Source organism: Streptomyces sp. NPDC007983, assembly GCF_042958345.1.
GTDB lineage: Bacteria > Actinomycetota > Actinomycetes > Streptomycetales > Streptomycetaceae > Streptomyces.
Map to the genome: position 1 here is coordinate 155754 of NZ_JBIBJI010000015.1, position 26263 is coordinate 182016.

The 26263-nt window shown below is 72.6% G+C and carries 26 protein-coding genes; 10 read left to right on the forward strand and 16 right to left on the reverse strand.

What is annotated here, in order from left to right; all coding sequences use genetic code 11:
- Window positions 1-51: 51 nt before the first annotated feature.
- From ACFZCY_RS34140 to ACFZCY_RS34150, 3 genes are all read right to left on the reverse strand, one after another.
- Window positions 52-1011, reverse strand: a complete 960-nt coding sequence (locus ACFZCY_RS34140) for a serine hydrolase (protein ID WP_391182112.1) — start codon at window positions 1009-1011, stop codon at window positions 52-54.
- A 77-nt stretch (window positions 1012-1088) separates the two neighbouring features.
- Window positions 1089-1778 (reverse strand): HAD-IA family hydrolase, encoded by a 690-nt coding sequence (locus ACFZCY_RS34145; RefSeq protein WP_391182115.1) that lies wholly within the window; start codon window positions 1776-1778, stop codon window positions 1089-1091.
- 24 nt (window positions 1779-1802) lie between these two features.
- The gene (locus ACFZCY_RS34150; protein WP_391182118.1) at window positions 1803-2306 is read right to left on the reverse strand and encodes an Lrp/AsnC ligand binding domain-containing protein; all 504 of its coding nucleotides are present in this window, start codon (window positions 2304-2306) and stop codon (window positions 1803-1805) included.
- Between the two features lie 252 nt (window positions 2307-2558).
- Here ACFZCY_RS34150 and ACFZCY_RS34155 point away from each other — a divergent pair, with 252 nt between their 5' ends.
- Together ACFZCY_RS34155 and ACFZCY_RS34160 are read left to right on the forward strand one after the other, a co-directional pair.
- The gene (locus tag ACFZCY_RS34155) at window positions 2559-4022 is read left to right on the forward strand and encodes an FUSC family protein (RefSeq protein WP_391182284.1); all 1464 of its coding nucleotides are present in this window, start codon (window positions 2559-2561) and stop codon (window positions 4020-4022) included.
- A 132-nt stretch (window positions 4023-4154) separates the two neighbouring features.
- A complete protein-coding gene (locus ACFZCY_RS34160) occupies window positions 4155-5198 on the forward strand; it encodes a beta-propeller fold lactonase family protein (RefSeq protein WP_391182121.1) in 1044 nt (347 codons plus the stop codon).
- Between the two features lie 127 nt (window positions 5199-5325).
- On the opposite strand, the gene ACFZCY_RS34165 is transcribed toward ACFZCY_RS34160, so the two are convergent.
- From ACFZCY_RS34165 to ACFZCY_RS34190, 6 genes are all read right to left on the reverse strand, one after another.
- Window positions 5326-6327, reverse strand: a complete 1002-nt coding sequence (locus ACFZCY_RS34165) for a hypothetical protein (protein WP_391182124.1) — start codon at window positions 6325-6327, stop codon at window positions 5326-5328.
- 187 nt (window positions 6328-6514) lie between these two features.
- Window positions 6515-7615, reverse strand: a complete 1101-nt coding sequence (locus tag ACFZCY_RS34170) for a BadF/BadG/BcrA/BcrD ATPase family protein (protein WP_391182286.1) — start codon at window positions 7613-7615, stop codon at window positions 6515-6517.
- A gap of 22 nt (window positions 7616-7637) precedes the next feature.
- Window positions 7638-8513 carry a phospholipid scramblase-related protein gene (locus ACFZCY_RS34175; protein WP_391182126.1) on the reverse strand — a complete coding sequence of 292 codons (876 nt, stop codon included), beginning with the start codon at window positions 8511-8513 and terminating at the stop codon, window positions 7638-7640.
- A gap of 39 nt (window positions 8514-8552) precedes the next feature.
- The gene (locus ACFZCY_RS34180; RefSeq protein ID WP_391182128.1) at window positions 8553-9230 is read right to left on the reverse strand and encodes a uracil-DNA glycosylase; all 678 of its coding nucleotides are present in this window, start codon (window positions 9228-9230) and stop codon (window positions 8553-8555) included.
- Window positions 9231-9297: 67 nt separating this feature from the next.
- On the reverse strand, window positions 9298-10389 hold the full coding sequence (locus ACFZCY_RS34185) for a WD40/YVTN/BNR-like repeat-containing protein (RefSeq protein ID WP_391182130.1): 1092 nt from the start codon (window positions 10387-10389) through the stop codon (window positions 9298-9300).
- Window positions 10390-10529: 140 nt separating this feature from the next.
- Window positions 10530-11645, reverse strand: a complete 1116-nt coding sequence (locus tag ACFZCY_RS34190) for an NADH:flavin oxidoreductase/NADH oxidase (RefSeq protein WP_391182132.1) — start codon at window positions 11643-11645, stop codon at window positions 10530-10532.
- A gap of 135 nt (window positions 11646-11780) precedes the next feature.
- Between ACFZCY_RS34190 and ACFZCY_RS34195 the strand changes: the two genes are divergently transcribed.
- Complete coding sequence (locus ACFZCY_RS34195) at window positions 11781-12152, forward strand: ArsR family transcriptional regulator (protein ID WP_391182135.1); 372 nt, start codon at window positions 11781-11783, stop codon at window positions 12150-12152.
- A gap of 6 nt (window positions 12153-12158) precedes the next feature.
- Here the strand turns inward: ACFZCY_RS34195 and ACFZCY_RS34200 are convergent, their stop codons facing one another.
- Both ACFZCY_RS34200 and ACFZCY_RS34205 read right to left on the reverse strand, forming a co-directional pair.
- Window positions 12159-13502 (reverse strand): FAD-dependent oxidoreductase, encoded by a 1344-nt coding sequence (locus ACFZCY_RS34200; RefSeq protein WP_391182138.1) that lies wholly within the window; start codon window positions 13500-13502, stop codon window positions 12159-12161.
- A 184-nt stretch (window positions 13503-13686) separates the two neighbouring features.
- Entirely contained in the window at window positions 13687-14361 is a 675-nt protein-coding gene (locus ACFZCY_RS34205) for a DUF305 domain-containing protein (RefSeq protein ID WP_391182141.1), read from the reverse strand.
- Between the two features lie 139 nt (window positions 14362-14500).
- Between ACFZCY_RS34205 and ACFZCY_RS34210 the strand changes: the two genes are divergently transcribed.
- Complete coding sequence (locus ACFZCY_RS34210; RefSeq protein WP_391182144.1) at window positions 14501-15982, forward strand: LVIVD repeat-containing protein; 1482 nt, start codon at window positions 14501-14503, stop codon at window positions 15980-15982.
- On the opposite strand, the gene ACFZCY_RS34215 is transcribed toward ACFZCY_RS34210, so the two are convergent.
- Together ACFZCY_RS34215 and ACFZCY_RS34220 are read right to left on the reverse strand one after the other, a co-directional pair.
- Entirely contained in the window at window positions 15973-16608 is a 636-nt protein-coding gene (locus tag ACFZCY_RS34215) for a TetR family transcriptional regulator (protein ID WP_391182146.1), read from the reverse strand. The genes ACFZCY_RS34210 and ACFZCY_RS34215 overlap by 10 nt on opposite strands.
- A 132-nt stretch (window positions 16609-16740) precedes the next feature.
- On the reverse strand, window positions 16741-17595 hold the full coding sequence (locus tag ACFZCY_RS34220; protein WP_391182148.1) for a LysR substrate-binding domain-containing protein: 855 nt from the start codon (window positions 17593-17595) through the stop codon (window positions 16741-16743).
- A gap of 69 nt (window positions 17596-17664) precedes the next feature.
- On the opposite strand from ACFZCY_RS34220, the gene ACFZCY_RS34225 reads away from it, so the two are divergent.
- Both ACFZCY_RS34225 and rox read left to right on the forward strand, forming a co-directional pair.
- Window positions 17665-18576: an EamA family transporter gene (locus ACFZCY_RS34225; RefSeq protein ID WP_391182150.1), complete on the forward strand. Its 912-nt coding sequence runs from the start codon at window positions 17665-17667 to the stop codon at window positions 18574-18576.
- Between the two features lie 215 nt (window positions 18577-18791).
- Window positions 18792-20225, forward strand: a complete 1434-nt coding sequence (gene rox / locus ACFZCY_RS34230) for a rifampin monooxygenase (protein ID WP_391182153.1) — start codon at window positions 18792-18794, stop codon at window positions 20223-20225.
- A gap of 78 nt (window positions 20226-20303) precedes the next feature.
- Here rox and ACFZCY_RS34235 read toward each other — a convergent pair whose 3' ends face one another.
- Window positions 20304-21212, reverse strand: coding sequence for an NAD(P)-binding domain-containing protein (locus ACFZCY_RS34235; RefSeq protein ID WP_391182156.1), 909 nt, complete (start codon window positions 21210-21212; stop codon window positions 20304-20306).
- Between the two features lie 86 nt (window positions 21213-21298).
- Here ACFZCY_RS34235 and ACFZCY_RS34240 point away from each other — a divergent pair, with 86 nt between their 5' ends.
- Window positions 21299-21667 carry a winged helix-turn-helix transcriptional regulator gene (locus tag ACFZCY_RS34240; protein ID WP_391182159.1) on the forward strand — a complete coding sequence of 123 codons (369 nt, stop codon included), beginning with the start codon at window positions 21299-21301 and terminating at the stop codon, window positions 21665-21667.
- A gap of 36 nt (window positions 21668-21703) precedes the next feature.
- On the opposite strand, the gene ACFZCY_RS34245 is transcribed toward ACFZCY_RS34240, so the two are convergent.
- A complete protein-coding gene (locus tag ACFZCY_RS34245; protein ID WP_391182162.1) occupies window positions 21704-22852 on the reverse strand; it encodes a cytochrome P450 in 1149 nt (382 codons plus the stop codon).
- Window positions 22853-23288: 436 nt separating this feature from the next.
- Between ACFZCY_RS34245 and ACFZCY_RS34250 the strand changes: the two genes are divergently transcribed.
- Window positions 23289-23435, forward strand: coding sequence for a hypothetical protein (locus ACFZCY_RS34250; RefSeq protein ID WP_391182164.1), 147 nt, complete (start codon window positions 23289-23291; stop codon window positions 23433-23435).
- Window positions 23436-23445: 10 nt separating this feature from the next.
- Here ACFZCY_RS34250 and ACFZCY_RS34255 read toward each other — a convergent pair whose 3' ends face one another.
- The gene (locus ACFZCY_RS34255; RefSeq protein WP_391182166.1) at window positions 23446-23913 is read right to left on the reverse strand and encodes a MarR family transcriptional regulator; all 468 of its coding nucleotides are present in this window, start codon (window positions 23911-23913) and stop codon (window positions 23446-23448) included.
- Window positions 23914-24082: 169 nt separating this feature from the next.
- Between ACFZCY_RS34255 and ACFZCY_RS34260 the strand changes: the two genes are divergently transcribed.
- Entirely contained in the window at window positions 24083-25303 is a 1221-nt protein-coding gene (locus ACFZCY_RS34260; RefSeq protein ID WP_391182169.1) for an MFS transporter, read from the forward strand.
- A gap of 58 nt (window positions 25304-25361) precedes the next feature.
- Window positions 25362-26156 (forward strand): SDR family oxidoreductase, encoded by a 795-nt coding sequence (locus ACFZCY_RS34265; protein ID WP_391182173.1) that lies wholly within the window; start codon window positions 25362-25364, stop codon window positions 26154-26156.
- Window positions 26157-26263 lie beyond the last annotated feature (107 nt).

Genomic DNA, 26263 nt, shown 5'->3' on the forward strand with positions numbered 1-26263 from the left:
CGGCGTACGCCACGCCCGGTGCCCCCGCCGGGGCACCGGGCGTGGGTGACGTCAGTCCTGCGGGGCGCCCGCGGGGAGCTTGCGCCAGGTCACCGTGGTGCCGGTGTGGTACGCCCAGTCGAGCATCTTCTTCGCGTCCGGATACCGGTTGCTGTCACCGAGGAGCACCCCGACGACCGTACGGCCGCTCCGCTTGACGGCGAACACGATGCACTTGCCCGCCGCGGTACCCGTACCGGTCTTGATCCCGATGGCGCCGTTGTACGAGCCCAGCAGCTTGTTGCTGTTGCTCCAGTAGTAGTACCTGGTCCGGCCGTTGGCCGCCGGGGCCTTCTGCTCGGTGTCGACGGTCTTGACCACCGTGCGCAGGGTGGCGTTGCCGAGCGCGTGCCGCGCCAGCTTCGCCAGGTCGCGGGCGGTCGTGTAGTTGGCGCCGTGCGTGGAGATGCCGTCGAAGGAGTCGTACCGGGTCCTGGTCATCCCCAGCGCGGCCGCCTTCTTGTTCATCTTGGAGACGAACGACTTGGTGCGCTTGGCGGTGGTGCTCCCGCTGCCGAAGGTGTCGGCGAGGGCCATCGCGGCGTCACAGCCGGACGGCAGCAGCATGCCGTACAGCAGCTGCCTGACCGTGAGCTTGTCGCCCTTCTTCAGGTCCGCCGCGCTGCCGCCACTGGTCCTGATGTAGTCCAGGTACGCCTGCTTGACGGTGACCTTCTTGTTGAGGTTCACGCCGCGGGTGTCGAGCACCACGACCGCCGTCATCAGCTTGGTGATGCTCGCCATCTGGCGCTTGGTGTCCGGGCTCTTGCTCCACAGCTTCTTGTTCGCGCTGTTGTCGAGCAGATACGCGCCCTTGGCCCGGATGCCGGACGGACCGGCGGCGGTCTGTGCCGCCGGGGCGGCCGGTGCCGCCTGCGCGCTCGCGACCGGCGCGGCGACCGCCAGCGCCACCGTGGCCGCGATGACGGCCGCTCCCCGGCGGCGGCCCGCGTTACCCCGATGTAATCCCATACGCCCTCGCTCTCCTCCGATGATGGGTGGGCGCCGGTATCGTCTCACCGGGGGGAAAATGACGATGTGTCGGGGTGTCAACCACCGGCCGTCACCCAGTCGTAGGCCACCCGCGCGTCGAACTCCCCCTGACCGCCGCGGAAGATCAGCCCGGCGTGGTCGTACGCCGAGCCGTCCCCGGCGGCGCCCCCGGGATACGGCACGGCGATGCAGCGCATCCCGGCCCGCCGCGCCGCCTCCACCCCGGGCCCGGCGTCCTCGACCACCACACAGTCCGCCGGATCGGTGGCCAGCAGCCGCGCGGCGGCCAGGAAGACATCCGGTTCGGGCTTGCCGCGCCCGATGTCCTCCGCGGAGACGTACAGCGGCAGCAGCGCGTCCAGACCGGTGGCGGTCAGCGCGGCCTCGATCGCGGGCCGGGAGGAACCGGACGCCACGGCGATCGGATGCCCGGCGGCGTGCAGCCGCTCGGCGAACGCCCGCATCTCGCCGAACACGGTGGTGGAGGCGCGGACCAGCTCCAGGTAATGGCCGTTCTTCACGGCCAGCAGTTCGTCCACCGGCGCGTCGATCGCGTACCGCGCGCGCAGGGTCTCCAGCGTCTCGCGGGTGCCGATCCCGATGAACCGGGTGTGCTCCTCCCACGTGAAGCCGGTGATGCCGTACCGGGCGAGGGTGCGCCGGCCCGCCTCGTAGTAGTTGGGCTCGCTGTCCACGAGCGTGCCGTCGAGGTCGAAGATCACAGAAGGGGTCCGCCGGATGCTCATACGGACAGCATGCCAAGGACGTGATCAGGGCCGACGGCGGGTTCCCGCGGTCTGCCCCACGGCGTCGACCAGCGGCAGCATCCGATGCCGCACCCGCTCCCTGAGCACCATCTCGGTGCGGGTGCGGACCACCCCCGGCAGCCGGATCAGCCGCTGCACGACGTCCTCCAGATGCTCGTTGTCCCGCGCCACGACCCGCGTCAGCAGATCACCGGCGCCCGTGGTCGAGAACACCTCGATGATCTCCGGGACGGTGGCCAGCGCGTCGCCCACGTCGTCCAGGTGGCCCTGGGTGACCTCGATGTGCACGAAGGCCAGCACCGGATGGCCGAGCGCGGCGGGGGAGAGCGACGGCCCGTAGCCGGTGATCACGCCCGCCCGCTCCAGCCGGTCCAGCCGCGCCTGCACGGTGCCGCGGGCGACGTCCAGGAGCCGGGCGTACTCGCGCACGCTGGTGCGCGGCTGCTCCAGCAGCAGCCGCAGGATCTTCGCGTCGAGCGCGTCCACCGCGTCCCCCGGTGCGGGCATGGGCCATCGGCTCCCTCATGGTCGGAATCTCCGCCGAATGACTGTACCAATGGCCCAGCCGAACGGTGATCGCTTGAGCCGATGGTAATGGGGTGCTTCTCTTATGGGCAGATGGCGTTGCGCTGGGCTGCGCCGGACGGCAAGGAAGCCGCATCCGGGTCCCCGCAGCGCCTTTGTCATGCCCGGAGGGGAAAGGAACAGGTCACAGCGGTGCTGCGCGACTTTCGGACGTGGGTGGGGCTCGGCGCGAGGATGTTCGCGGCTCCCGATCCGGGGCTGCGGCGGCTGCGGGTCTCGGCGCGGGCCGTGCTCGGCGTCGGCTCGGCGGTCGCCGCGGTCGCGTGGGCCGGGCTGCCCCTGCAGGCCGCGGTCGTGGGCGGGCTCGCGGCGCTCCTCGCGCTGTTCACGGTGGCCGACCCGACCGTACGACGGCAGGCCCTCACCACCGCGCTGCTCCCGGCCGTCGGCCTGCCGGTGCTGGCGCTGGCCGCCGTACTGCACCGGGTGCCGCCCGGGCGCGACGCGGCCTTTCTCGCGGTGGTCTTCTGCGGCGTCGCCGCCCGGCGGTGGGGGCCGCGCGGCAACGCCTTCGGCATCTTCGCGTTCATGATGTTCTTCGCTGCCCAGTTCCTGGGCGCCGGGCCGGGTGAACTGCCCGTGCTGGCCGTGGTGGTGCCGATGGGCGTGGCGGTCGCCGCGCTCGTACGGTTCGGGGTGTGGTGCGTCGAGCGGCACACCCCCGGGGCGCCCGCCGCCGCGCCCGCGCCGCCCGCCACCCGGCAGGCGTTCCAGGCGGCCGCCGCCTGCGGTTTCGCGCTCGCCGTCGGCCAGGCGCTCTCCGGGGAGCGGTGGTACTGGGCCGTCGGCACCGCCTGGTGGATCTTCGTCAACACCGCCTCACGCGGTGAGACGCTGGTACGCGGCTTCCGCCGGGTCATCGGCACCGCCGGCGGCATCGCGGCCGGGCTCGCCGTCGCCGTACCGCTGCACGGCGCCCCGGCGCCCACCGCCGTCCTCGTCGCCGCCTGCGTCTTCGGGATCTTCTACACCGCGCCGCTGTCGTACAGCTGGATGGTGTTCTTCGTGACGCTGATGGCCGGGCTGCTCTACGGCCTGCTCGGCGTGCTGCACCCCGGGCTGCTCGCGCTGCGCCTGGAGCAGACCGCCGTCGGCGCGGCCGGGGCGGGCCTGGCCGTGGCGCTGGTGCTCCCGGTGACCACCCACGCCGCGACGGACGCGTGGATCCGGCGCGCCCTGGAGTCCGTACGGCACTGCGCCGCCGACGCCGCACGGCGGCTCGCGGGCGACCCGGCCGCCGACCCCGCGCCGCACGTCGCCGAGCTGGAGTCGGCGCTGCGGGGCCTGCGGGCGTCGATCGCCCCGCTGCTGCACCCGCTCAGCCCGCTGCGCGCCCGCCGGGCGAGGGCGCGCCAGGTCATGCTGGCGCTCGACGACTGCGCCCGCCAGGCCCGCGGCCTCGCCGCGCTCGCCGCCGACCCGGTCGCGTCCCACGACGCCCGTCCGACCGCGGCGTGCGCGCGGGTCGAGGCGGCGGTGGGCCGCCTGACCGCCCCCGTCGGCCCGTCCTGCGCCGCCCCCGCCCCCGCCGGGCCGCCGCCCCACCCGGCCACCGACCGGGCCCTGGCCCATCTGCACGACCTGGAGGCCGCCCTGACCGGCCTCGCCGACCCGCTGCGCGCACCGGTGCGGGCCTGAGGACCGGGCCGCGGTTCCGCCGACCGGGGCCCGCCGACGGCGCGTCAAGCACGGAATCGTCCATTCCAGAGTCCTGGTCCGGGCCGGGCTGTTAGCGTCGGCCGCAAGCGGAACCGCTGGAGAGGCAGCACGGTGAGCACGGAGCAACGGGCGTACAGGGCGTACATCGGGTCGTTCACCGAGGCGGGCGGAGCCGGGATCACCGTCGCGGACGTCGACCGCGCCACGGGGGCGCTGACACCGCGCTACGCCACGGACGAGGTCGCCAACCCCTCGTATCTCGCGCTCTCACCCGGCGGGGACGTCCTCTACGCGGTGAGCGAGACCGACGACGGCGCGGCCGCCGCCTTCCGGACCGGCGACGACCCCGCCCGCCCGCTCACCCTCCTCGGCGACCCCGTCCCCGTCCACGGCGCGGCACCCACCCATCTCGCGCTCGCCGCCGGGCATCTGCTCACCGCCAACTACGGCTCCGGCAGCGTCAGCGCGCTGCCGGTCGGCGAAGACGGCGGGCCCGGCGAGCCGACGGCGGTGCTGCGCCACGAGGGCAGCGGCCCCGACCACGAACGGCAGAGTGAGCCGCACGCCCACCAGGTGCTGCCGGACCCGTCCGGCGGCTGGCTGCTGAGCGTCGACCTCGGCGCCGACGCCGTCTGGGTGTACGAGCCCGCCGGGCCGAGGGCGCGCCGGAAGGTCCGGCTGCGGGCCGGGAGCGGGCCGCGTCATCTGGCGTTCCACCCGCGCGGCGACCGCGCGTACGTCGTCAACGAGCTGGATCCGACGGTCACGGTGTGCCGTTGGGACGCGGCGTCCGGCACCCTCGAACCGCTCGCCGAGACCCGCGTCGTCCCGCCCGGCACGGAAACCGACACCTTCCCCTCCGAGGCGGCGGTCTCCCCGGACGGCCGCTTCGTCTGGGTCGCCGGCCGTGGCCACGACAGCGTCGCGACGCTCGCCCTCGACACCCCGGGCGACCGCATGGAGCTGGTCACCACCACGCGCTGCGGCGGCCACTGGCCGCGTGACCTGGCCCTCGACCCCTCGGGCAGCCGTCTCTACGTCGCGAACGAACGCTCGGGCGACGTCACCTGGTTCGGCCTCGACCCCACCACCGGGGTGCCGAGCCGCGGCGGTTCCATCGAGGTACCGGCCGCGTCCTGCGTGATCTTCGGCTGACCGCGTGGGCCGCGTGGGCCGCGTGGGGTGCACGGGCCGCGGGGGGCTCGTACGGGGCGTCATGGGGCGGGCCGGGCGCGGGGTGTCGTGCCCCGCGCCTCGCAGGCCCCTCGGCTGCCGAGACGATTCAGCGCAGCCCCGCGGACGCCGGAAGCGTGATGCCCAGCGCGGCCGCGTACTTCGACAGCACCAGCTTGCCCACGGCCGGGTAGGCGCCCAGCGCCTCGGCCGCGGCGCAGCCCGCCTCCTCGGCGGCCGCCTTGGTCAGCTCGGCGGACACCTCCGGGCCGATGAGGTACGGCGCGAGCGCGAGCCGGGCCGAACCGGCGGAGCGCAGCTGCTCGGCGACGCGGACCACGGCCCCGTCCTCGTCCAGCGCGGCGGCCATCACCGGCACGGCGAGGCGCGCGGAGAGCAGCATGCCGGTGATCCCACCGGCGTCGGCCGCCTCGCCGCCGCCCACGGTGGCCAGGATGATGCCGTCCGCGGCGGTCGCCACGGTGAAGAGGCGGGCCCGGTCGGCGCGGGCGAGGCCCGCTTCCGACAGACGGACGTGCAGGCCCTCCGCGAGCAGCGGGTGCGGGCCGAGGACATCGGTGAGTTCGGCGGCGGAGCCGCTGCTCATGACGGCCTGGCGTATCCGGCGCAGCAGCGCGTTGTCCGGGCCCGCGAGCAGCGGGACCACCACGGCCGACGGGCCGTCGGTCGGGACGGAGGGCGGCGGAGGCATCTCCGGGATCTCCTCGCCCGCGGCCTCGGCCGCGGCGATCGCCTCCGCGGTGGCCGCGGCGGTGGCCTTGGCGGCCTCCCGCGCCTGGCGCAGCCGCTCGGTGCGGTCCTGGGCGGCGCGCGCGAGCACGGACTCCAGCTGCGGGAACTCCGCGTTCTCGCCTTCCACGTCCACATAGCCGACCTGGGCGTCGAGGCCGGGCAGCTCGGAGCGGGCGATGCTCACGATCTCCTCGGCCAGGCCCCTGGTGGCGGCTTCCGGGGTCCCCGGAACGGCCAGCACCAGCGGCGGTGCGCCCACGGGTGCGGCCGCGGGCTCCGGGCGGCGGTGCCGTCCGGGCTGGCGGGGACGCGGCATTCGTACTGGCAGGCCGGACGCGGGCCCTGTGGGGGAGCTCATGGCGCCGCATGTTAGTCGCTCTATAGGGTTGGCTGTTCGGGAGGGGGGCGACTGGGCGTTTTCTGTCCCCTTTTGCCGAGCCTCGCTGTTCGATGCTGCGCGGGGGCGAACAGAGCTGCTCGGACACCGGATAGGGTGTCCGTAATGCGGAACCCCCGTCCCGGCTAACGGGCGTTGTCGTCGTGCATCACGTGGTGATGACGCTCAGCAGTCCCGCGTCCAGCGGCAGCCGCAGCTCCCCGGCGGCGAGCGCCGCCGCGACGCACAGGGCGCCGTCCAGCGGATCCCCGGCCGCCTCGGTGACCGGTACCCCCGGCAGCCGCGCGGCCAGCTCGGCGCGCAGGGGCGCCAGCAGGGGCGCGCCCATGCGGAAGAGGCCGCCGGTCAGCGCGATGTCACCGGTCGCGGTGTCACCGGTGGCGATGTCACCGGTGGCGATGTCACCGGCCTCCGGCCGGGGACAGACCGCCGCGGCGGCCTGGGCGATGTGGCGGGCGGCGTCCCGCAGGATCGCCTCCGCGACCGGATCGCCGCCGCCGGCGCACCGGCCGACCTCCGCTGCGAAGGAGGCCAGTACGGCGGGCCGGTCGGGACGCGGATACAGCTTCCCCGGCAGCTCACCGGCCGGGCCGAAGACCGCTTCCAGCCGGGCCAGCAGCGGCCCCGAGCCGCCCTCACGCCCGTCGTACGCGCGCATCGCGGCCTCCAGACCGGCCCGCCCGATCCACGCCCCGCCGCCGCAGTCGCCCAGCAGATGCCCCCACCCGTCGGCCCGCCGCCACCCGGGTACGCGGCCGCCGGTCGCGGGGTCTGCGGTCGCGGGGTCTGCGGTCGTAGCGTCGCCCCCCGCTGAGGGAACCGGCACCGGCAGCGGCACCGCGCCCAGCGCGATCAGGCCCGTGCCCGCGGCGACCACCGCGCCGGGCCGCTGACCGAGCGCTCCGGCATAGCCGGTCACCGCGTCCGCCGCGAGCGCGAGGCGGCGCACCCCGAACTCCTCCGCGAGCGCGCCCGGCAGCGTCGCCCGCAGATCGTCGCCGAGCGAGGCCATCCCCGCGGCGCCCACGCAGACGGCGGCCGGTCGCCGCGCCCCGGCCCGGCGCAGCAGCTCATGGGCGGCGGGCAGCACCCGCTCCAGCAGCCCGGCCGCGTCGATGCCCCGGTCGCCGACGCCGACGGGGGTGGCTGAGGCCCAGGTCAGCGGCGTCTCCGCGGAGCCGCTGAGCAGGGCCTCGGCGCGCGCCACGGCCACCCGTACGCCCGATCCGCCCGAGTCGATCCCGAGCACATGCGTCGCGTCGCCCACCGGCTCAGCCGAACCCGCGCGCGTCCTGCTTGAGCGCGGTGTCCACGGTCAGGGCGGTGGCCACCACGAGGCTCAGCAGCGGATCGGGAAGCTGGCGGTGGATCTGCAGGACATAGTTGTCCGCGGTCGTGAACATGGTCTTCGCCAGACCTTCCCAGGTCTTGGTGATCCGGGCGATCTCGGTGTCGGTGTGGTCGACGATGGCGAAGTTCCAGGCGCGCCAGTTCTCCGCCTTGATGGCGCCGATCTGCTGGCCGTTGACCTGTATCCCGAAGTTGATCTTGCCGATGGCGTTCTGCTGGACGATCTCGCCGACCGGCTGCCCGTCCGGGCGCTCCACCAGCACCTTGGACTTGATGAACTTGGCGGGGCGGGTGAGCACCAGATGCGGCTGCCCGGCCGCGTCCCGGATCTCCAGCTTGTGTGTCATGAACTGGTCGAGGCTCGACACGAACCGCGCGACCTTCTTGAGCGTGCTCTGCCCGACCTGGACCACCGACCCGATGGTGCGGCCGTGCTGGTCGAAGACGCTGTACTCGTTGGTCAGCTCGATCAGCTTGGCCTTCTGGTTCACCACCAGCACCGGCTCGGTGAACAGCGTGCCGCCGCCACCCCCGGCCGGGGCGACATGCGCCTGCTGCTGCACCTGGTGCTGGACCTTGGCCGGATCGGGGTGCGGCTGGGCGGCCTGCCCCGCGTACCCCGGCTGCCCGGCCTGCTGCGGCGCGAACTGGCCCGGCTGCTGGCCCGGCTGCTGAACCGGCTGCTGGCCGGGGTGGGTGTGCTCGGTCCACTGGGCGCCATCCCACCAGCGCAGCTGGTTGGGGGTGCCCTGCGGGTCGGCGTACCAGCCCGCAGGGGTGTTCGGATGTGTCGTCATGGCGGGCAGACTACCCCTCGCCCACCTGGAAAGAAGCGCTCAGGGAAGGCGCCAGTCGACGGGTTGCGCCCCCTGCTGTACCAGCAGCTCATTGGCCCGGCTGAACGGGCGCGAACCGAAGAAGCCCCGGTCGGCCGACATGGGGGAGGGGTGCGCGGACTCGACCGAGGGAAGCGGCCCCAGCAGCGGCCGTACGTTGCGCGCGTCGCGGCCCCACAGGATGGACACCATCGGACGGCCGCGCCCGGCGAGCGCGCGGATGGCCTGCTCGGTGACCTCCTCCCACCCCTTGCCGCGGTGCGCCGCGGGGCGGCGCGGAGCCGTGGTGAGCGCCTTGTTGAGCAGCAGCACGCCCTGCCGGGTCCAGGGCGTCAGATCGCCGTTGGACGGGCGCGGCAGACCGAGGTCGGTGTGCAGCTCGCGGTAGATGTTCTCCAGGCTGCCGGGCAGCGGCCGCACCTCCGGCGCCACCGAGAAGCTCAGCCCCACCGCGTGACCAGGCGTCGGATACGGATCCTGGCCCACGATGAGGACCTTCACCTCGTCGAAGGGCTGCTGGAAGGCGCGCAGCACATTCGCTCCGGCGGGCAGATAGGTGCGGCCCGCCGCGATCTCGGCCCGCAGGAAGTCACCCATCGCCGCGATGCGCTCTTCCACGGGCTCAAGTGCCTTGGCCCAGCCCGGTTCCACAATTTCGTTCAACGGTCGTGCAGCCACACCGCGTCACTCTAGTGGCTCAGCCCGTGGCCCCGTGCCGTCTCACCCGGTCACGGTCTCATCGGTCTCATCCGGTCACCGCCGCTCGCACACAGAGCACATCGGGAAGATACCGGGCGATCTGCCGCCAGCTCTCGCCCTCGTCCGCGCTCGCGTACACCTCGCCGTTGCGATTGCCGAAATACACCCCGACCGGGTCCGCGTCGTCCGTACGGAGCGCGTCCCGCAGCACCACCCCGTAGTGCGGCTCGCCCGGCAGCCCGGCGGACCGCTCCTCCCAGGACGCGCCCGCGTCCTGGGTGCGGAAGACCCGGCAGCGGTAGTCCGGCGGATAGCGGTCCGAGCCGTCGGACACCGGGAAGAGATAGGCGACTCCGCCGCGCCGCGGATGGGCGGCGATCGCGAACCCGAAATCGGCGGGCAGCCCCTCGCCGATCTCCGACCAGTGCGCCCCGCGGTCGTCGCTGCGGTACACCCCGCCGTGGTTCTGCAGATACAGCCGGTCGGGATCGACGGCGTCCGGCGCGATCTTGTGCACGCACTGCCCGAACTCGGGATACGGATCGGGCATGAACTCCGCCTTGAGCCCGCTGTTCGACGGCGCCCAGCTCGCCCCGCCGTCCGCCGACCGGTACACCCCGCCCGACGAGACGGCCACCGTCACCGCGTCGGCGTCCCGCGGATCGGTGACCACCGTGTGCACCGCCTGGCCGCCGAACCCCGCGCCCCACTCGGGCCGCTGCGGGTGGTCCCACAGGCTCCGCACGAAGGTGAACGTCTCCCCGCCGTCCTCGGAGCGGAACAGCGCGCCCGGCTGGGTGCCCGCGTAGACCACCCCGGGCGCGGCGGGCCCGGCCGGGTGCAGCTGCCACACCCGCTCCAGCGAGGTGTCGGTCCCCTCCGGGAACCGCACCGCGGGCCGGGCGGGCTCGTGCCAGCTCTTCCCCAGGTCGTCGGAGCGGAAGACCGACGGCCCCCAGTGGGAGCTGTCCGCACCGGCCAGCAGCCGCGGCGCGCCGGAGCGGCGGGTGTCGATGCCGACGGAGTACACCGCCTGCATGGGGAAGTGCGGACCGGTGAAATCCCAGTCCGGGCCGGTGCGGCGGCGGCCGAGGAAGAGACCCTTGCGGGTGCCGACGGCGAGCAGAACATCGTCCATGACGGACTCACTCCTAGGGACGTAGAAGGAGAGGGAGGGTGAAGAGGGTGATGAAGGATGTGTCCGACATCACCAGAGTCTGCACCCCGCCACCGACAACGGCCCGTGGGAGCGCCTTCCCGCAGGTCAGCGCGGGTGTCTCAGGCCCATGAGTACGGGGGCGGGACCGGCGCGTCCGTGCCCAGCCCGCGCGCGGCGCGCCGCGCCCAGTACGGGTCACGCAGCAGCTCGCGGCCGAGCAGCACCGCGTCCGCCTCCTCGTTCACCACGATCTTCTCGGCCTGCTCCGGCTCGGTGATCAGTCCGACCGCGGCGACCGGCAGCCCGGTTTCGGCCCGGACGCGCGCCGCGAACGGCACCTGGTAGCCCGGGCCGGACGGGATCGGGACCCGCGCCGCGTTGCCGCCGCTGGAGACGTCCAGAAGGTCCACGCCCCGGGCCCGCAGCTCCGCGGCGAGCCGTACGGTCTCGTCGACCGTCCAGCCGTCCCGCTCGTCGGCGTCCGCGTTCCGGTCCCGGCGGGTCTCGGTGAGCCAGTCGGTGGCGGAGACGCGGAAGAACAGCGGCAGCTCGTCCGGCCACACCGCGCGCACCGCTTCCACGACCTGGAGCGCGAAGCGCGTCCGGTTCTCGAAGGATCCGCCGTACTCGTCGGTGCGGTGGTTGCTGTACGGAGAGAGGAACTCGCCGATCAGATAGCCATGGGCGCCGTGGATCTCCGCGACCTCGAAGCCCGCCGCCAGCGCGCGCCGCGCCGCGTCGGCGAACTGTCCGACGATCTCCTCGATCTGCGCGGTGGTCAGCTCCTCCGGCACCGGGTGCCCGGTGTCGAACGGCACCGGGCTGGGCCCGAGCACCGGCCGCCAGCCCTGCTCGCCGACCCCGAGCGGCGCGCCGCCCCGCCACGGCCGGTCGGTCGAGGCCTTGCGGCCGGCGTGGGCGAGCTGGATGCCCGGTGTCGTGCCGTGCTCCTTGAGGAACGCGGTGATCCGGCGGAACGCCCCGGCCTGGGTGTCGTTCCAGAGCCCCAGGTCCGCCGGGCTGATCCGGCCCTCCGGGCTCACCGCGGTGGCCTCGACGAGGATCAGCCCGGTGCCGCCGGCGGCGCGCGAGGTGTAGTGCGAGAAGTGCCAGTCACCGGGCACGCCCGCGGCCGGTCCGGAGACCTCGGCGGAGTACTGGCACATCGGTGCCATCCAGATCCGGTTCGGGACGGTCAGTGACCGCAGGGAAAGGGGCGTGAAAAGGGCGCTCACGGCAGGCTCCGTCTCGTGTCTCCACCAGAATGCTTAATACGATAAGCGTCGTAGTACGGTGGGTGTCAAACTACGAGAAGCTTCGTACAATGTGGATTCCGGAACGACGTGACGAGGAGCGGAGGAGCGGCAGTCGTGCAGACGCACAGCACGCCTGAGACGCAGCCGACGGGCCGTTCGCTGGAGCATCCGCGGCGCGAGGAGATCCGCCTGGAGGACGTGCTGCACGCGCTGTCCGACCCCATGCGGCTGCGGGTGGTGCGGACCCTGGACGAGGAGAGCTGCGACCTGTCCTGTTCGGTGTTCGACCTGCCCGTCAGCAAGTCGACCACCACCCACCACTTCCGGGTGCTGCGCGAATGCGGCGTGATCCACCAGATCTACCGGGGCACCGCCAAGATGAACGCCCTGCGCCGCGCGGACCTGGACGCGCTGTTCCCCGGACTGCTCGACAGCGTCCTGACCGCCATCACCCTCCAGGACGACCGGGCGGGCGACCACGGCTGAGGAGCGTCAGTCCTCCGCGCGGGCCGCGCCCAGCAGCTCCGTCCAGTCCGGGATCTTCACCCTCGTACGCCCCAGCGCCTCCCCGAGCGTCGCCTCCGCCGCCTCGATCCGCAGCCAGCCGGTCCACTCCACCGGCTCCACACCCGCCGCGCGCAGCGCGGCGAGGGGATCCTCGGCCACCGGCCGCGCCGCCAGGACTTCCGCGTCGGCGAGCAGCGAGGCGACCGTCTCCTTGGCGCACGGACGGTTGGTGCCGATCACCCCGGTCGGACCGCGCTTGATCCACCCCGCCACGTACTCGCCGGGCGCGGGCACACCGCCGCGCAGCACCCGCCCCGCCGCGTTCGGCACGGTGCCCCGCCGCTCGTCGAACGGCAGCCCGGGCAGCGGAACGCCCCGGTAGCCCACCGACCGCAGCACCAGCTGCGCGTCGATGTCCTCGAAGACGCCCGTGCCCGCCACCCCGCCCCGCCCGTCCGGCGCGGTCCGCTCGAACCGTACGGCGCGCACCGCGCCCTCGCCGAGCAGCGCCGCCGGCCGCAGGAAGAAGCGCAGATGGATGCGGCGCGGACGGCCCATGGGCTCGCGCCGTGCCCAGTCGCGCAGCACCTCGACGTTGCGCCGGCCGGCCGCCGGCAGCCCCGAGGGATCGCGGTACGCCGGGTCCAGCGCCAGCTCATCGGCGTGTACCAGCACATCGGCACCGGTCAGCGAGCCCAGCTCGCGCAGCTCCTTGGTGGTGAACTTCGCCTGGGACGGACCGCGACGGCCGACCATGTGCACATCGGTGACCCGGCTGTCGGCGAGCGCGCCCAGAGCGAGATGGGGTACGTCGGTGGGCCGCAGCTCCTCCGCCCCGCGGGCCAGGATGCGGGCCACGTCCACCGCGACATTGCCGACCCCGACGACGACGGCGGAGCGCGCGCCGAGCGCGAAGGCGTCGCCGGGGGCGTCCGGATGGGCGCTGTACCAGGAGACGAACTCGGTGGCGGAGTAGCTGCCGGGCAGCTCCTCGCCGGGCACGCCGAGCCGCCGGTCGGTCGCCGCGCCCACGCAGTAGACCACCGCGTGGTAGAGCCCGAGCAGCCGCTGCGGAACCAGCGGCGGGGGCCCCACGTGCACGTTGCCGAGGAACCTGACCCGGGGGTGCTCCAGGACCGCGCGCAGGGTGTTCTGCAGCGACTTGATCTTCTCGTGGTCGGGCGCGACGCCGTAGCGCACCAGCCCGTACGGGCAGGGCAGCCGGTCCAGCACATGCACCGACACCTCGGGTACGGCCTGCTGCTGGACGAGCGCCTGGGCGGCGTAGACACCGCTCGGCCCGGATCCCACGACGGCGACGCGAAGCACGGAGGAGCTCCTTCCGCAGGCTGTCTCCAGCATCGCACCCGGCGGGCGACGGCGTCCGGCACTACGCGCCGGGCGACGGAGACGAGTGGCGGAAGGGGCTCCTGGGGCAGGTGAGCCGCCCGCGCGAGCCGCTTACGAGGCCAGCTCAGGCGAGCCCCCGCCTCAGCCGCTCACCCCGACCGCGTCACGCCAGCTTCCGCATCCGGCGGATCTCGCTGCTCTGCTGTGCGATCACATCGGTGGCCATCTCCTCCACCCGCACGTTGTTGCCGCGGCTGAGGACGTCCGTGGCCATGGAGACCGCGCCCCGGTGGTGGGCGATCATCAGCTTGAGGAAGAGCGCGTCGAAGTCTGCGCCCTTGGCGGCGCGCAGTGCGTCCAGCTGCTTCGGCGTGGCCATGCCGGGCATGGAGTCCGACCCGCCGTGGTGGTGCTCTCCGCCCGCCGGGCCGCCGCTGGTCCGCTGCCACCCCCGCATCGCGTCGATCTCCGGCCCCTGCGCCGCCGCGATGCGCTCGGCGATCCGTCTGACCTTGGCCGATCTCGCGCGGTCGGGGGCGAGGCCGGTCATGACCAGGGCCTGCCGATGGTGCTCGATCATCATGGCGACGTAACCGCGGTCGGCGGCGTTGGGGGAGTCGTCGTCGCCCGCCTTCGCCGCCTCATCGGCCGACAGGGTCTTCGCCGCCTCGCCCGGCCGCCCCGGGGCGATCACCGAGGGCTTCCCGCCCTGCGGCCCCTTCCCGGTGTCCTGCCGGCCGCCCTCCGCCTCACAGCCGGTGAGGGCGAGCGCCGCGGCGACGGCCGTCGCCGCGAACGCCAGGGATGCGGCGTGAAGCCTCGTGCGCCGGTACAACACCGTTTCCTCCAGGGAGAGTCGGGAATTTCCGCCATGACCATGGTGCCGTCTGTTGTGGTGTACATGAGAGGCGCGATACTGCCCACGTCCGTGCACCGTTCAACTCCGAGCGGGCACAAGGGACATAAGGGAGGACGCAGTGAAGCCGTGGGAAAGATCCCCGCAGCGGCGCGGATACCTCGGTGCGGCCGTCGCAGCCTTCGGCCTGGTGGCCTCGTTGCTGGCGGCGGGCCCCGCGGCCGCGACACCGGACCCCGGTGACGCGCCGCACAGCAAGCGGGTGACGAAGGACCAGGCATCCGGCACCAGGGCCGCCATCGAGAACGGCGAGATCCCCGGGGTGGACGAGATCGTTCACAGCGACAACGTCAGTCACCTCACCAACATCCCCAAGCAGGACCTCAAGGGAACCAATTCGGACCTCGCGTTCCAGGGCAGGTACGCCTTCGCGGGCAACTACGACGGCTTCGTCATCTACGACATCAGCCGGCCGAAGAGCCCGAAGATCGTCAGCCAGGTGCTCTGCCCCGGTTCGCAGAACGACGTCTCGGTCTCCGGGAATCTGCTCTTCCTCTCCACCGACTCCTCGCGCAGCGACAACTCCTGCAACAGCACCACGCAGCCCGCCACCGAGAAGTCCTCCTGGGAGGGCATGAAGGTCTTCGACATCAGCGACAAGCGCAATCCGCGCTACGTCGCCGCCGTCGAGACCTCATGCGGTTCGCACACCCACACCCTGGCGCCCGACCGCAAGAACGTCTACGTCTACGTGTCCTCGTACGCGCCCAGCGAGACCTTCCCGGACTGCCAGCCGCCGCACGACGGCATCTCCGTCATCAAGGTGCCCCGCAAGGCGCCCGAGAAGGCCGCGGTCGTCGACTTCCCCGTCCTCTTCCCGGACGGCGGCAACCCCGGCGGCTCCACCAACCCGGGCGTCAGCCAGACCACCGGCTGCCATGACCTGACCACGTTCCCCAAGCTGAAGCTGGCGGCGGGCGCGTGCATGGGCGACGGCATCCTCCTCGACATCGCCGACCCCGCGAAGCCACGGGTCATCGACCGGGTCGAGGACAACGTCAACTTCTCCTTCTGGCACTCGGCGACCTTCAACGAGCGCGGAAACAAGGTCGTGTTCACCGATGAGCTGGGCGGCGGCGTCGCCGCGACCTGCAACGACGCGACCGGCCCGACCCGCGGCGCCGACGGCATCTACGACATCGTCGGCAAGGGCGACAAGCGGAAGCTGGTGTTCCGTGGCTACTACAAGATCCCGCGCCACCAGGCCGCCACCGAGAACTGCGTCGCCCACAACGGCTCGCTGATCCCCGCCAAGGGCCGCGACATCATGGTCCAGGCGTGGTACCAGGGCGGCGTGTCCGTCTGGGACTTCACCGACTCCACCCGCCCCAAGGAGATCGGCTACTTCGAGCGCGGTCCGGTCTCGGCCGACACGCTGGTCACCGGCGGCTCCTGGTCCGCGTACTACTACAACGGCTACATCTACTCGAACGACATCACCAAGGGCCTCGACGTCCTGAAGATCGACGACCGGCGCACGGACAGCGCCCGGTCGGTGCGGCTGCACGCGCTGAACGTGCAGACGCAGCCGGACTACCGCTGATCCGGAACCCCGCCGGGCGGCTCCCCGCCCGGCGGGACACCCAGCTCCCAGTCCAGCCCGTAGCGCTGGAACAGCTCCGTCCGCAGCCGCTCCGGCTCCATCGGCGCCCCCGGCAGCAGCACCGCGACCACCGCGCCCATCAACAGCGCGCGCAGCAGCCGGTAGTCGGCCTCGGGGTCCTGTGAGCCGTAGCGGGTCACCGTGTCGCGCAGCAGGGCGGCCAGCCGCTGCTGCTCCGGGCACTGGATGAACCCCTCCGCGACGAGGATCCCGGCCATGTGCGTACGCATCAGCCGCGGTTGGTCCCGGGCGAGCCCGAGAATCGCGTCGATCGCGCGCGCCAGCAGCTCCCGACCGGCGTCCGGACCCTCCGGGCGCGGCTCGCGCTCCAGCGCCCTGGCCAGTTCCATGTGCATCAGCCGGTGCACGGCGGTCTGCAGCAGCTGGCGCTTGCCCGGGAAGTAGTACGAGACCAGACCGCGGGCGGCCCCCGCCCGGTCGGCGATATCGGCGAGCGTCGTCGCCTCGTAGCCGCGCTCACCGACCAGTTCGACCGTCGCCTGCAGCAGACGGGCCTGGGATCGGCGGCGCAATTCCTCATTGACCGACGGGCTGCGGGGGGACATGCTGTAACTCCTGCGTTGGCTGGCTGCGAGCCAATATACTCAGCCGGCAGGAGGCTGTCCGGCGATCTTTCGAGGTTGGCTCGTTACCTCCGCCGGTTCGGGCGACGCGGGGGATCGTCCGAACCGGCGGGTTCAGCCCCGTACGACCTGGTGGGCGAGAGCCACCAGGTCTGGGATGGCCGGATGCCCCACCCCCTCGCGCCAGGCGAGGACGACGGGAACGGCCGGGGCGTCCGCGAGCGGCCGGAAGACCAGCGAGGGGAGCGCGTGGTGGCTCGGGGTCGCCGAGGTGGAGATCCCCACGGCGCGGCCCGCCGCGATCGCGATGAGCCATTCGTCGGTGTTGGCCACCTCGATGGTCGCGGCGGGGCGGGCCGTCGGCGGCCACAGGTCCATCGTCGTGTTGCCGGAGACGGTGTTGACGGCGATCGGATGGGCGGCGAGGTCCGCCAGGGTGATCCGGGGGAGAGCCGCCAGCGGGCTGTCCACCGGCATGACCACCAACCGCTCCTCCGACATCAGCACCTCCGTGCGGAGCCCGGCCGCGGTGACCTCGCCGCGCAGCAGGGCCGCGTCGACCTTCCCCTGGGTGAGGCCCGCCGTGCGGTCGTCGATGCGGAGCAGCTCCAGCGGGGTGCCGGGGTGGGTCTCGTCCCAGCGGCGCAGCAGCGGGACGGTGTGGTCGCCGAGCGCCGCCCACGGGTGGCCCAGCCGTAGCGGCCAGCTCCGCAGGCCACCGGGGTCGAGCGCGGTCTCGACGGCGGCCAGGGCGGCGAGGGCCTTGTCGCGGAACGTACGGCCGCCGGAGGTCAGCTCCAGGTGATGGGTGGAGCGGTCGACGAGGCGGGCGCCGAAGTGATCCTCCAGCTGGCGCAGCGTACGGGACAGCGCGGGCTGGCTCAGATGGAGACGGGCGGCGGCACGGGTGACGTTGCCCTCCTCGGCGATGGCGAGGAAGGCCCGCAGATGCCGCAGCTCGATGGCCATGTCCGAGAAGCATAACCGCAGGGAAACACGCATTTCACGCGGCCTGGTCCGGGTTTCTAGCGTGAGGGCATGACCTCCCCGGTGCCCAGTTCCTCCGCGACGACCGCGACGACGACCCCTCCCGTTCTCTTTCGCCACCCTCCCGGCCGCGGCACGCTCGGCGGCGTCGGCCTGGTGCTGACCGGCACCGTGTCCGTGCAGTTCGGGTCGGCGGTCGCCGCGCTGCTGTTCCCTCGCGCCGGGGCGCTCGGCACGGTCGCGCTGCGGATCACGATCGCCGCGGTGCTGCTGCTGGTCATCACCCGGCCCCGCCCGCGCGGATACACGCGCGCCGACTGGGCGGTGGTCTGCGGGTTCGGCCTGGCCCTCGGCGGCATGAACATCCTCTTCTACCAGGCGATCGACCGTATCCCCCTGGGCACGGCGGTCACCCTCGAAGTGCTCGGGCCGCTGCTGCTGTCGGTCGTCGCCTCGCGCCGCGCCGCCAGCCTGCTGTGGGCCGGTCTCGCACTGGCCGGGGTGTATCTGCTGGGCCACGGCGGCTTCGGCCAACTCAACGCCCCGGGCGTGGCCTTCGCGCTCGGCGCCGGAGTGATGTGGGCGGCGTACATCGTCCTCAACGCCCGCGCGGGCGCCCGCTTCCCCCGGCTGGACGGTCTGACGATCGCGATGTCCGTCGCCGCGCTGGTCAGCTTGCCCCTGGGCGTCGGCGCTTCGGGCGGGGCGCTCCTGGACCCGGTGGCGCTCGGTCTGGGCCTCGCGATCGCGGTGATGAGCTCGGGCGTGCCGTACGCCCTGGAACTGCTCGCCCTGCGCCGGCTGCCCGCGGCGACGTTCGCGGTGCTGACGAGCCTGGCCCCGGCCGTCGCAGCGGCGGCGGGCTATCTGGTGCTGGACCAGGGGCTGTCGCTGCCGCAGTGCGCCGCGATCGCCATGGTGGTCGCGGCGAGCGCCGGTGCGGTACGTACGGGCAACCGCTGACGTAGGCGGAGCGCTCGGACGGCAAGCGGACGACAAGCGACGACAAGCGGACGCCAAAGGGAAAGGCAAGGAGGTTGCCCACTCCTTGCCACTCTCAACCTATAGCGCACCAGGGGCCTTGCGGCAAGGCCCCGTTCGTGCCGCAGAATAACCGGCCCGGCCCGGAACCCGGGCACATGGGTGATGCGCGGAATGCGTACGTGGGTGGGGCTTTCATGATTGACGTGATCGTGGTCGGCAGCGGGCCGACCGGCTTGATGCTGGCCTGCGAATTGCGGCTGCACGGTGTGCGCGTGGTCGTGCTGGAGAAGTTGACCGAGCCGACCGGGCAGCCCCGCGGGCGCGGCCTGCATGTGCGCAGCGTCGAGCTGATGGACCAGCGCGGCCTGCTGGACCGGTTCCTCGCGGTCGGTGTGAAGTTCCAGGCCGGCGGCTACTTCGGCGGCATCCGCAAGCCGTGGCCGGACCGCATGGACACGGCGCATCCGTACGGCCTCACCGTCCCGCAGCCGGTCACCGAGCGGCTGCTGACCGAGCGTGCCCTCGAACTCGGCGCCGAGATCCGGCGCGGCCGCGAAGTGGCCGGGCTGAGCCAGGACGAGGACGGGGTGACCGTCGAGTTGGCGGACGGCACGCACCTGCGCTCGCGCTACCTCGTCGGGTGCGACGGCGGCGGCAGTGTGGTGCGCAAGCGGCTCGGCGTCGGCTTCCCCGGAGAGCCCGCCAAGGTCGAGACGCTGCTGGGGGACATGGAGGTGACCGAGGACCCGGCGACGATCGCCGCCGTCGTCGAGGAGGTCCGCAGGACCGAACTGCGGTTCGGCGCCATTCCCGACGTCGAGGGGAACCAGGGCGTGTACCGCGTCGTCGTGCCCGCCGACGGCGTGGCAGAGGACCGTACGACCCCACCGACCCTGGAGGAGTTCCGGCGGCAGCTGCGGGCCGTCGCGGGCACCGACTTCGGCGCGCACTCGCCGCGCTGGCTGTCCCGGTTCGGCGACGCCACCCGGCAGGCCGAGCGCTACCGGGTCGGCCGGGCGCTGCTGGCGGGCGACGCGGCGCACGTCCATCCGCCGACCGGCGGGCAGGGGCTCAACCTCGGCATCCAGGACGCGTTCAACCTCGGCTGGAAGCTGGCCGCCGAGGTCCGCGGCTGGGCACCGGAGGGGCTGCTGGACACCTACCACGCCGAACGCCACCCGGTGGGCGCCGGTGTGCTGGGCAACACCAGCGCGCAGATCACGCTGATGGGCACCGACCCGGGGGCGACCGCGCTGCGGGAGCTGTTGTCGACGCTGATGGACCTCGAGGAGGTCAACCGGTACGTGACCGGCATGATCACCGCGGTCGGCGTCCGCTACGACGTCGGCGAGGGCCACGAACTGCTCGGCCGGCGGCTGCGCGATGTGGCGCTGAAGCAGGGCCGCCTCTACGAGCGGATGCACGGCGGCCGCGGACTGCTGCTCGACGGGACGGGCCGCCTGTCGGTGGCGGGCTGGGCGGACCGGGTCGACCACGTCGTCGACGTCGGCGGGGAACTGGACGCGCCCGCGGCGCTGCTGCGGCCGGACGGCCATGTGGTCTGGGCCGGCGACGACCAGCAGGACCTGCTCGGCCACCTGCCCCGGTGGTTCGGCGCCGCCGCCTGACCCAGGCGTACGCGGTACGGTAAGCCGCCTTCGACGGCTGGGGCACGGTCCAGATGCCACCGACGTGCCCCGACGGCCTCAGCGCGGGGCGCGTATGCCGTCGATGATGCGGGTCCAGTGGTCGCCACCGTGCCCGTCGTCGATCGCGCGCCGATAGTGTGCCTGAACGGCTTCAGGGAGAGCGAGGTCGAGGCCGAGCGAGGCGCTGGTCTCCACGATGTGGTCGGACGTCGCGCCCATCATCGTGACGGTACTGAGCTCGCCCGGATGCTCCCCGGCATCCAGCGCGGCGCCGGGAGTCTCCTCGCCCGCTCGCATGATCGCGCCGATCGAGTCGGCGAGGGTGAGCAGCTCCGGCAGTGCCTCCCGGGCCTTCATCCCCACGCTGCCGAGCATCGCGGTCGCGTGCATCAGCCCGGACAGAGCGGTGAGGAACACCGTGAGCTGAGCCTGGTACATCATCTGCGCGAGGCCCGGGTCTTCGCCCAGGTGGTTCGGTGTGCCGAGCAGCGTCAGCGCCGCCCGGTGACGCGCCATCACCTCTTGGGGGCCGCTGTAGTAGACGTAGGCCGCCTCCGTGCCGACCATCGGCGCCGGGACCATGACCCCGCCGGTGAGGAAGGTGGCGCCGTGGTCCGTCGCCCAGGCGCTTGCCGCGCGGGTCCGGTCGGGAGTGTCCGAGCTCAGGTTGACCAGCGTCCGGCCCGCGAGCGAACCGGAGGCGCCGCCCAGGATGTCGTACATCGCGCGGTAGTCGGTGAGGCTGAGGACCACCAGATCGCTCGCCTCGACCGCCTCGGCCGGGGAGGCCGCGAGCGTGGCGCCGTCGGCGACGACTCCATCGGCCCGGCTGACGGTGCGGTTCCAGACGGTGACCGGATGCCCGGCGGTGAGGAAGGTGCGGGTCATGGCCTGGCCCATCGGCCCGAGCCCGAGGACGGTGACAGGGCTGTCCTGCCGTGGAATCGGGGTGTGTTGTTCGTTCACCCCTCCATGATCGGAAGGCACCACTATTGTCGGAAGTACCCACTTAATACTGCGGTACTTACCTTTTTGTAAGGGAGAGGCTGGCGATGGCGAGAGCGCCGAGAAGCGGGCCCTACATCTGTGGCATCGACGCCGCCCTGGACGTCGTGAGCGGCAAGTGGAAGGGGCTGATCCTCTGGGAACTCCACGCCCATCGCGTACGCCGCTTCTCCGAGCTCCGTCGCGGTCTGCCGGGCGTCACCGAGAAGATGCTGACCCAGCACCTGCGCGAGATGGAGAAGGACGGCCTCGTGCACCGGGAGGTCTACGCCGAGGTGCCGCCCAGGGTGGAGTACTCCCTGACCCAGCACGGGCACAGCCTCATCGAAGCCCTCGGGCCGCTCGGCGCCTGGGGCGCTCAGCGGATCCGGCGCGAAGGGTACGAGGTGGTCGACCTGGCCGAGTCTGCGTCCTGACCGGCGCCCGGCCGACCGCCTCCCCGCCTCCCCGCCTCAGACGAGAACAGGCAGAGCCGTCAGGCCGTGAACCAGGCGTGTCGGACGCCAGACCAGTTGTTCCGGGGGCACCGCCGGCCGGAGGCCGGGAAAGCGGGTCAGGACCTTCCGGAGGGCGACTTCCGCCTCGGCTCTGGCCAGCGGAGCGCCGACGCACCGGTGGATCCCGTGGCCGAAGCCGAGGTGTCCGGTGGCGTCCCGTCCGAGGTCGAGCCGCTCGGGTTCGGTGAAGCGGGCGGGGTCGCGGTTGGCGGCTCCGATGGCCACCTGCACCGGAGTGCCGGCGGGGATCTCGGTGCCCCCGAGGGTGACGGGCTCGGTGGTGTACCGGAACGTGGCCGTGCTGACGGGGGAGCTGTGGCGGAGCAACTCGTCCAGTGCGCCCGGTACGAGGTCCGGTGCGTGGCGCAACCGTTCCAGATCGGTGGGCCGTCGCAGGAGCGCGAGGAGGGCGCTGCTGATGAAGTTGGTGGTGGTCTCGTGCCCGGCGACGAGGAGGAGAACGGTGAGGGACACCAGCTCCTCCTCGTCGAGCCGGTCTCCGCCGTCGCGGACCCGGATGAAATGGTCCAGAAGGGCGTTGCCGGGCCGGTCTCGTCTCTCGGCGATGAGGCCCGTCATGTACTCGGCCATCGCATGGGAAGCCGCGTCGGTCCGTTGGGGCTGTCCTGCCGCGAACAGGTCGGCGGACCAGCGCCTGACGTCCGGCCGGTCGTCTTCGGGCACTCCGAGCAGTTCGCAGATCACGGTGACGGGAAGGGGCATGGCCAGGTCGGCGACGACGTCGACCTCGCCGTGCGTGGGCCACTCGGCGAGGAGGGCGTCGGTCACCTGCTCGATGAACGGGCGCAGCGCGGCGACGGCCCCCGTGGTGAACGCCTTGGTCACCAGCTTGCGCAGCCGTGTGTGCCGCGGAGGGTCGCTGGCCAGCATGTTCCGCGTCACGGCGGGGTGCAGTCGGCGTGTGGAGCCCTTGCCGGCGAAGAAGGCGGAGGTGTTCTTCGACAGGCGTGGGTCGCCGAGTGCCTGCCTGGCTTCCGCGTATCCGGTCACGAGGTAACCGGTGGGCCCGGAGGAGCCGCTCTCCACGAGCCGGACCGGGCACGCGGGCGGGGGCTTCTGGTGATCCCGCGGGGATTCCTGCACAGTGTCGGGCTCCCATCCGTTCGGCCCCGGGACTCGGGGTGGATCCGCTCGACGCGGTCGCGCTCGGCATGCATGTCCCAGTAAAGGCCGGTGAGGCCGCCCGGGTCGACCAGCGGCCCGCGTCCGAGCGTGTCGGGCAGCCGGCTCCGCCGCGCCCGCGCCGCCGAGTCCTTTTCCCGGGCGTGCCGCCCCACGCCCTCGCCGGATGTCGGAGTTCGAGGACGATGGAGCCGACGGCTTCCCGTGAGTCGAGACGCGCGTATCCGGCCTCGAAGTCGTCGAGGGCGAACCTGCTGTCGATGACGGGCCGCAGTTGTCCGTCACGGCCAGTCGGCCGATGTCGTCCAGGCCCTTGGCGACCTCCTCGTCGGAGTCGCCGTGCACCCCGTAGCCGGCGACGATGCGTTCGCCGGTGAGGAGGTCCAGGACGTCGACCGTGACCAGCGGCGAGGTGCGACGCGTCGTCGCCGACCTCGACCGGGCCGCGGACGTCGTCGGCCTCACGATCGCGGAGTTCGTCCCCCGGCAGGTCATGCGCCTTCAGCAGATCGTGAGCGGCTTCCCTCTGCTGCGAGGCGAGTGACCGGGGGCGCTCACGCGAGCAGGGTGGTTTGCTGCAGCTTTTCGACGGCCTGGACGAGGGGGGCGAGCTCGGCTTCGGTGGAGGCCTGGTCGAGGGCTTCGCGCAGCGCGGTGTTGTGGGTGGGGCGGGCCTCTTCCAGCAGGCGCGCCCCCTTGTCGGTGACGTCGACGTAGATGCCGCGGCGGTCGGTGGGGCACAGGTAGCGCGAGAGCAGGCCGCGGTCCTCCAGCCGGGTCACCAGCCGCGTGGTCGCGCTCTGGCTGAGGACGACGGAGTCGGCGACCTGGCGCATCTGCAGGTGCCCGCCCTCCCCATCGTGCTGGCGGCTGAGGACGTCCAGCAGGGAGTACTCGCGTGCGCTGAGGTCGTGGGAGGCCTGCAGGGCACGCTCGACGCGCCCTTCGATGCGGCCGTGCAGCAGCGACAGGGCGCACCAGCTGTGCGCCAGGGCGGTCATCGCCGGATCGGTGGCAGTCATGATCAGCGCTCTCTTTCCGGTGTCGGCCGGGCTCACCGCTCTCGTCTTCGGACCCACTATACCCGCGCTTGCATTAGTAGGCGTCTGCAATTATTGTCTAAGCGTGTATTCGCCTTGCGCGTGACTTTCGCCGCGCACGCCCCTCAAGCACGTCAAAGGACCCCCTCTCATGCCGCTCGCACTGCTGGCCCTGGCCATCGGGGCCTTCGGAATCGGCACCACCGAGTTCGTGATCATGGGCCTGTTGCCCCAGGTCGGCGCGGACCTCGATGTGTCCGTGCCGACGGCCGGCTATCTGGTCACCGGGTACGCCCTCGGTGTCATGGCCGGCGCCCCGGTCATGACCGCCCTCGGCACCAAGATCTCCCGTAAGAACATGCTCATGCTGCTCATGGGCCTGTTCATCCTCGGCAACCTCATCTCGGCCCTCGCGCCCGTCTTCGCCGTCATGCTGATCGGGCGGGTGGTGGCCTCGCTGGCCCACGGCGCGTTCTTCGGTATCGGCGCGGTCGTGGCCGCCGAACTGGTGGCCCCCGAGAAGAAGGCCGGCGCGATCTCGATGATGTTCACCGGCCTCACCGTGGCCAACGTCATCGGCGTCCCCCTGGGCACCTTCGTGGGCCAGAGCGCCGGCTGGCGCGTCACCTTCCTGATCGTCGCCGCCCTCGGCGTGCTCGGCCTGGCCGGCGTCGCCAAGCTGGTACCCGACCTCCCCAAGCCGGAGGGCGTACGGCTGCGGCACGAGGTGGCCGCCTTCAAGGACGCTCAGGTCGTCCTGGCCATGGCCATGACCGTGCTCGGCTTCGGCGGCGTGTTCGCCGCGATCACCTACATCGCCCCGATGGCCACCGAGGTCGGCGGCTTCGCGGAGTCCTCCCTCACCTGGCTCATGGTCGTCTTCGGCGTCGGCATGGTGGGCGGCAACCTCATCGGCGGGCGGTTCGCGGACCGCAAGCTCATGCCGATGCTCCTCACCGCGCTCGGCGGACTGTCGGTGGTCCTGTTCCTGTTCACCTTCCTCGCCTCGGGCAAGGCGACGACGGTCGCGGCGGTCTTCCTGATCGGCGCGCTCGGGTTCGCCACCGTCCCGCCGCTGCAGAAGCGGGTCCTGGACCACGCCCACGGCGCGCCGACGCTGGCCTCGGCCCTCAACATCGGCGCGTTCAACCTGGGCAACGCCCTGTCCGCCTGGCTCGGCGGCCTCGTGATCTCCGCCGGTCTCGGCTACACCGCGCCGAACGTCGTGGGCGCCGCCCTGGCCGCCGCCGCCCTGGTGCTGGCCCTCGTCTCCCGCCGCCTGGAACTGCGCCCCGCCGCCTCCCGCGTCGCCGCCTCCGGGCACCCCGGGCAGGACCACGCCCCCGCCCCCACCGCCCTGCGGTCCCTCTGAACCCCGGCCCCGCAAGCACCATCAGCACCACGACAGCTACCGAGAAGGGCGTCACCCCATGCAGATCGATCTCACCGGCCGGACCGCGCTGGTCACCGGCTCCACCCAGGGCATCGGAGCGGCCATCGCCACCGGCCTCGCCCGCGCCGGCGCTCACGTCGTCGTCAACGGCCGCGGCGCGGAGCGCGTCGAGCAGACGGTCCAGGCCATCCGCGCCGAGACCGGCAACGGACACGTCACGGGCGCCGTGGGGGACCTGGCGACCGAGGACGGCACCCGCGCGGTCCTCGAAGCCGTCCCGCAGGTGGACATCCTCGTCAACAACCTCGGCATCTTCGGCTCCGCGCCCCCGCTGGAGATCGACGACGCCGAGTGGCGCCGCTACTTCGAGGTCAACGTCCTCTCCGCCGTACGCCTCATCCGCGCCTACCTGCCCGGCATGAAGGAGCGGGGCTGGGGGCGGGTGCTCAACCTCGCCAGCGACTCCGCCGTGGTGATCCCGGCAGAGATGATCCACTACGGCATGACGAAGACCTCGCTGCTCGCCGTCAGCCGCGGATTCGCCAAGGAGGCCGCCGGGACCGGAGTCACCGTCAACTCCGTGATCGCCGGACCGACCCACACCGGCGGCGTCGAAGGCTTCGTCCGCGAACTCGTCGGCGACGAGCTGCCCTGGGAGGAGGCGCAGCACGAGTTCATGGTCACGTACCGTCCGCAGTCGCTGATTCAGCGCCTCATCGAACCCGAGGAGATCGCCCACCTCGTGGTCTACCTCGCCTCACCGTACGCCTCCGCCACCACCGGTGGCGCCGTGCGCGTCGACGGCGGCTACGTCGACTCCATCCTCCCCTGAGCAGTTCCACCCACGGCCGGTGAGCGCCGTAGCCGGCGGGCTTTACCACCGGATCGGGCTCGCCATAAGGCCGCCGTCATGGTGCGCCGGGATCTCGGCACCTCCTG

Excerpts from the sequence above, each read along its gene's own strand:
- ACFZCY_RS34140 (WP_391182112.1), bottom strand. The coding sequence starts at position 1,011 with ATGGGATTACATCGGGGTAACGCGGGCCGCCGCCGGGGAGCGGCCGTC.
- ACFZCY_RS34145 (WP_391182115.1), bottom strand. The coding sequence starts at position 1,778 with ATGAGCATCCGGCGGACCCCTTCTGTGATCTTCGACCTCGACGGCACG.
- ACFZCY_RS34150 (WP_391182118.1), bottom strand. The coding sequence starts at position 2,306 with ATGCCCGCACCGGGGGACGCGGTGGACGCGCTCGACGCGAAGATCCTG.
- ACFZCY_RS34155 (WP_391182284.1), top strand. The coding sequence starts at position 2,559 with ATGTTCGCGGCTCCCGATCCGGGGCTGCGGCGGCTGCGGGTCTCGGCG.
- ACFZCY_RS34165 (WP_391182124.1), bottom strand. The coding sequence starts at position 6,327 with ATGAGCTCCCCCACAGGGCCCGCGTCCGGCCTGCCAGTACGAATGCCG.
- ACFZCY_RS34175 (WP_391182126.1), bottom strand. The coding sequence starts at position 8,513 with ATGACGACACATCCGAACACCCCTGCGGGCTGGTACGCCGACCCGCAG.
- ACFZCY_RS34185 (WP_391182130.1), bottom strand. The coding sequence starts at position 10,389 with ATGGACGATGTTCTGCTCGCCGTCGGCACCCGCAAGGGTCTCTTCCTC.
- ACFZCY_RS34215 (WP_391182146.1), bottom strand. The coding sequence starts at position 16,608 with ATGTCCCCCCGCAGCCCGTCGGTCAATGAGGAATTGCGCCGCCGATCC.
- ACFZCY_RS34220 (WP_391182148.1), bottom strand. The coding sequence starts at position 17,595 with ATGGCCATCGAGCTGCGGCATCTGCGGGCCTTCCTCGCCATCGCCGAG.
- ACFZCY_RS34225 (WP_391182150.1), top strand. The coding sequence starts at position 17,665 with ATGACCTCCCCGGTGCCCAGTTCCTCCGCGACGACCGCGACGACGACC.
- rox (WP_391182153.1), top strand. The coding sequence starts at position 18,792 with ATGATTGACGTGATCGTGGTCGGCAGCGGGCCGACCGGCTTGATGCTG.
- ACFZCY_RS34240 (WP_391182159.1), top strand. The coding sequence starts at position 21,299 with ATGGCGAGAGCGCCGAGAAGCGGGCCCTACATCTGTGGCATCGACGCC.
- ACFZCY_RS34255 (WP_391182166.1), bottom strand. The coding sequence starts at position 23,913 with ATGACTGCCACCGATCCGGCGATGACCGCCCTGGCGCACAGCTGGTGC.
- ACFZCY_RS34260 (WP_391182169.1), top strand. The coding sequence starts at position 24,083 with ATGCCGCTCGCACTGCTGGCCCTGGCCATCGGGGCCTTCGGAATCGGC.
- ACFZCY_RS34265 (WP_391182173.1), top strand. The coding sequence starts at position 25,362 with ATGCAGATCGATCTCACCGGCCGGACCGCGCTGGTCACCGGCTCCACC.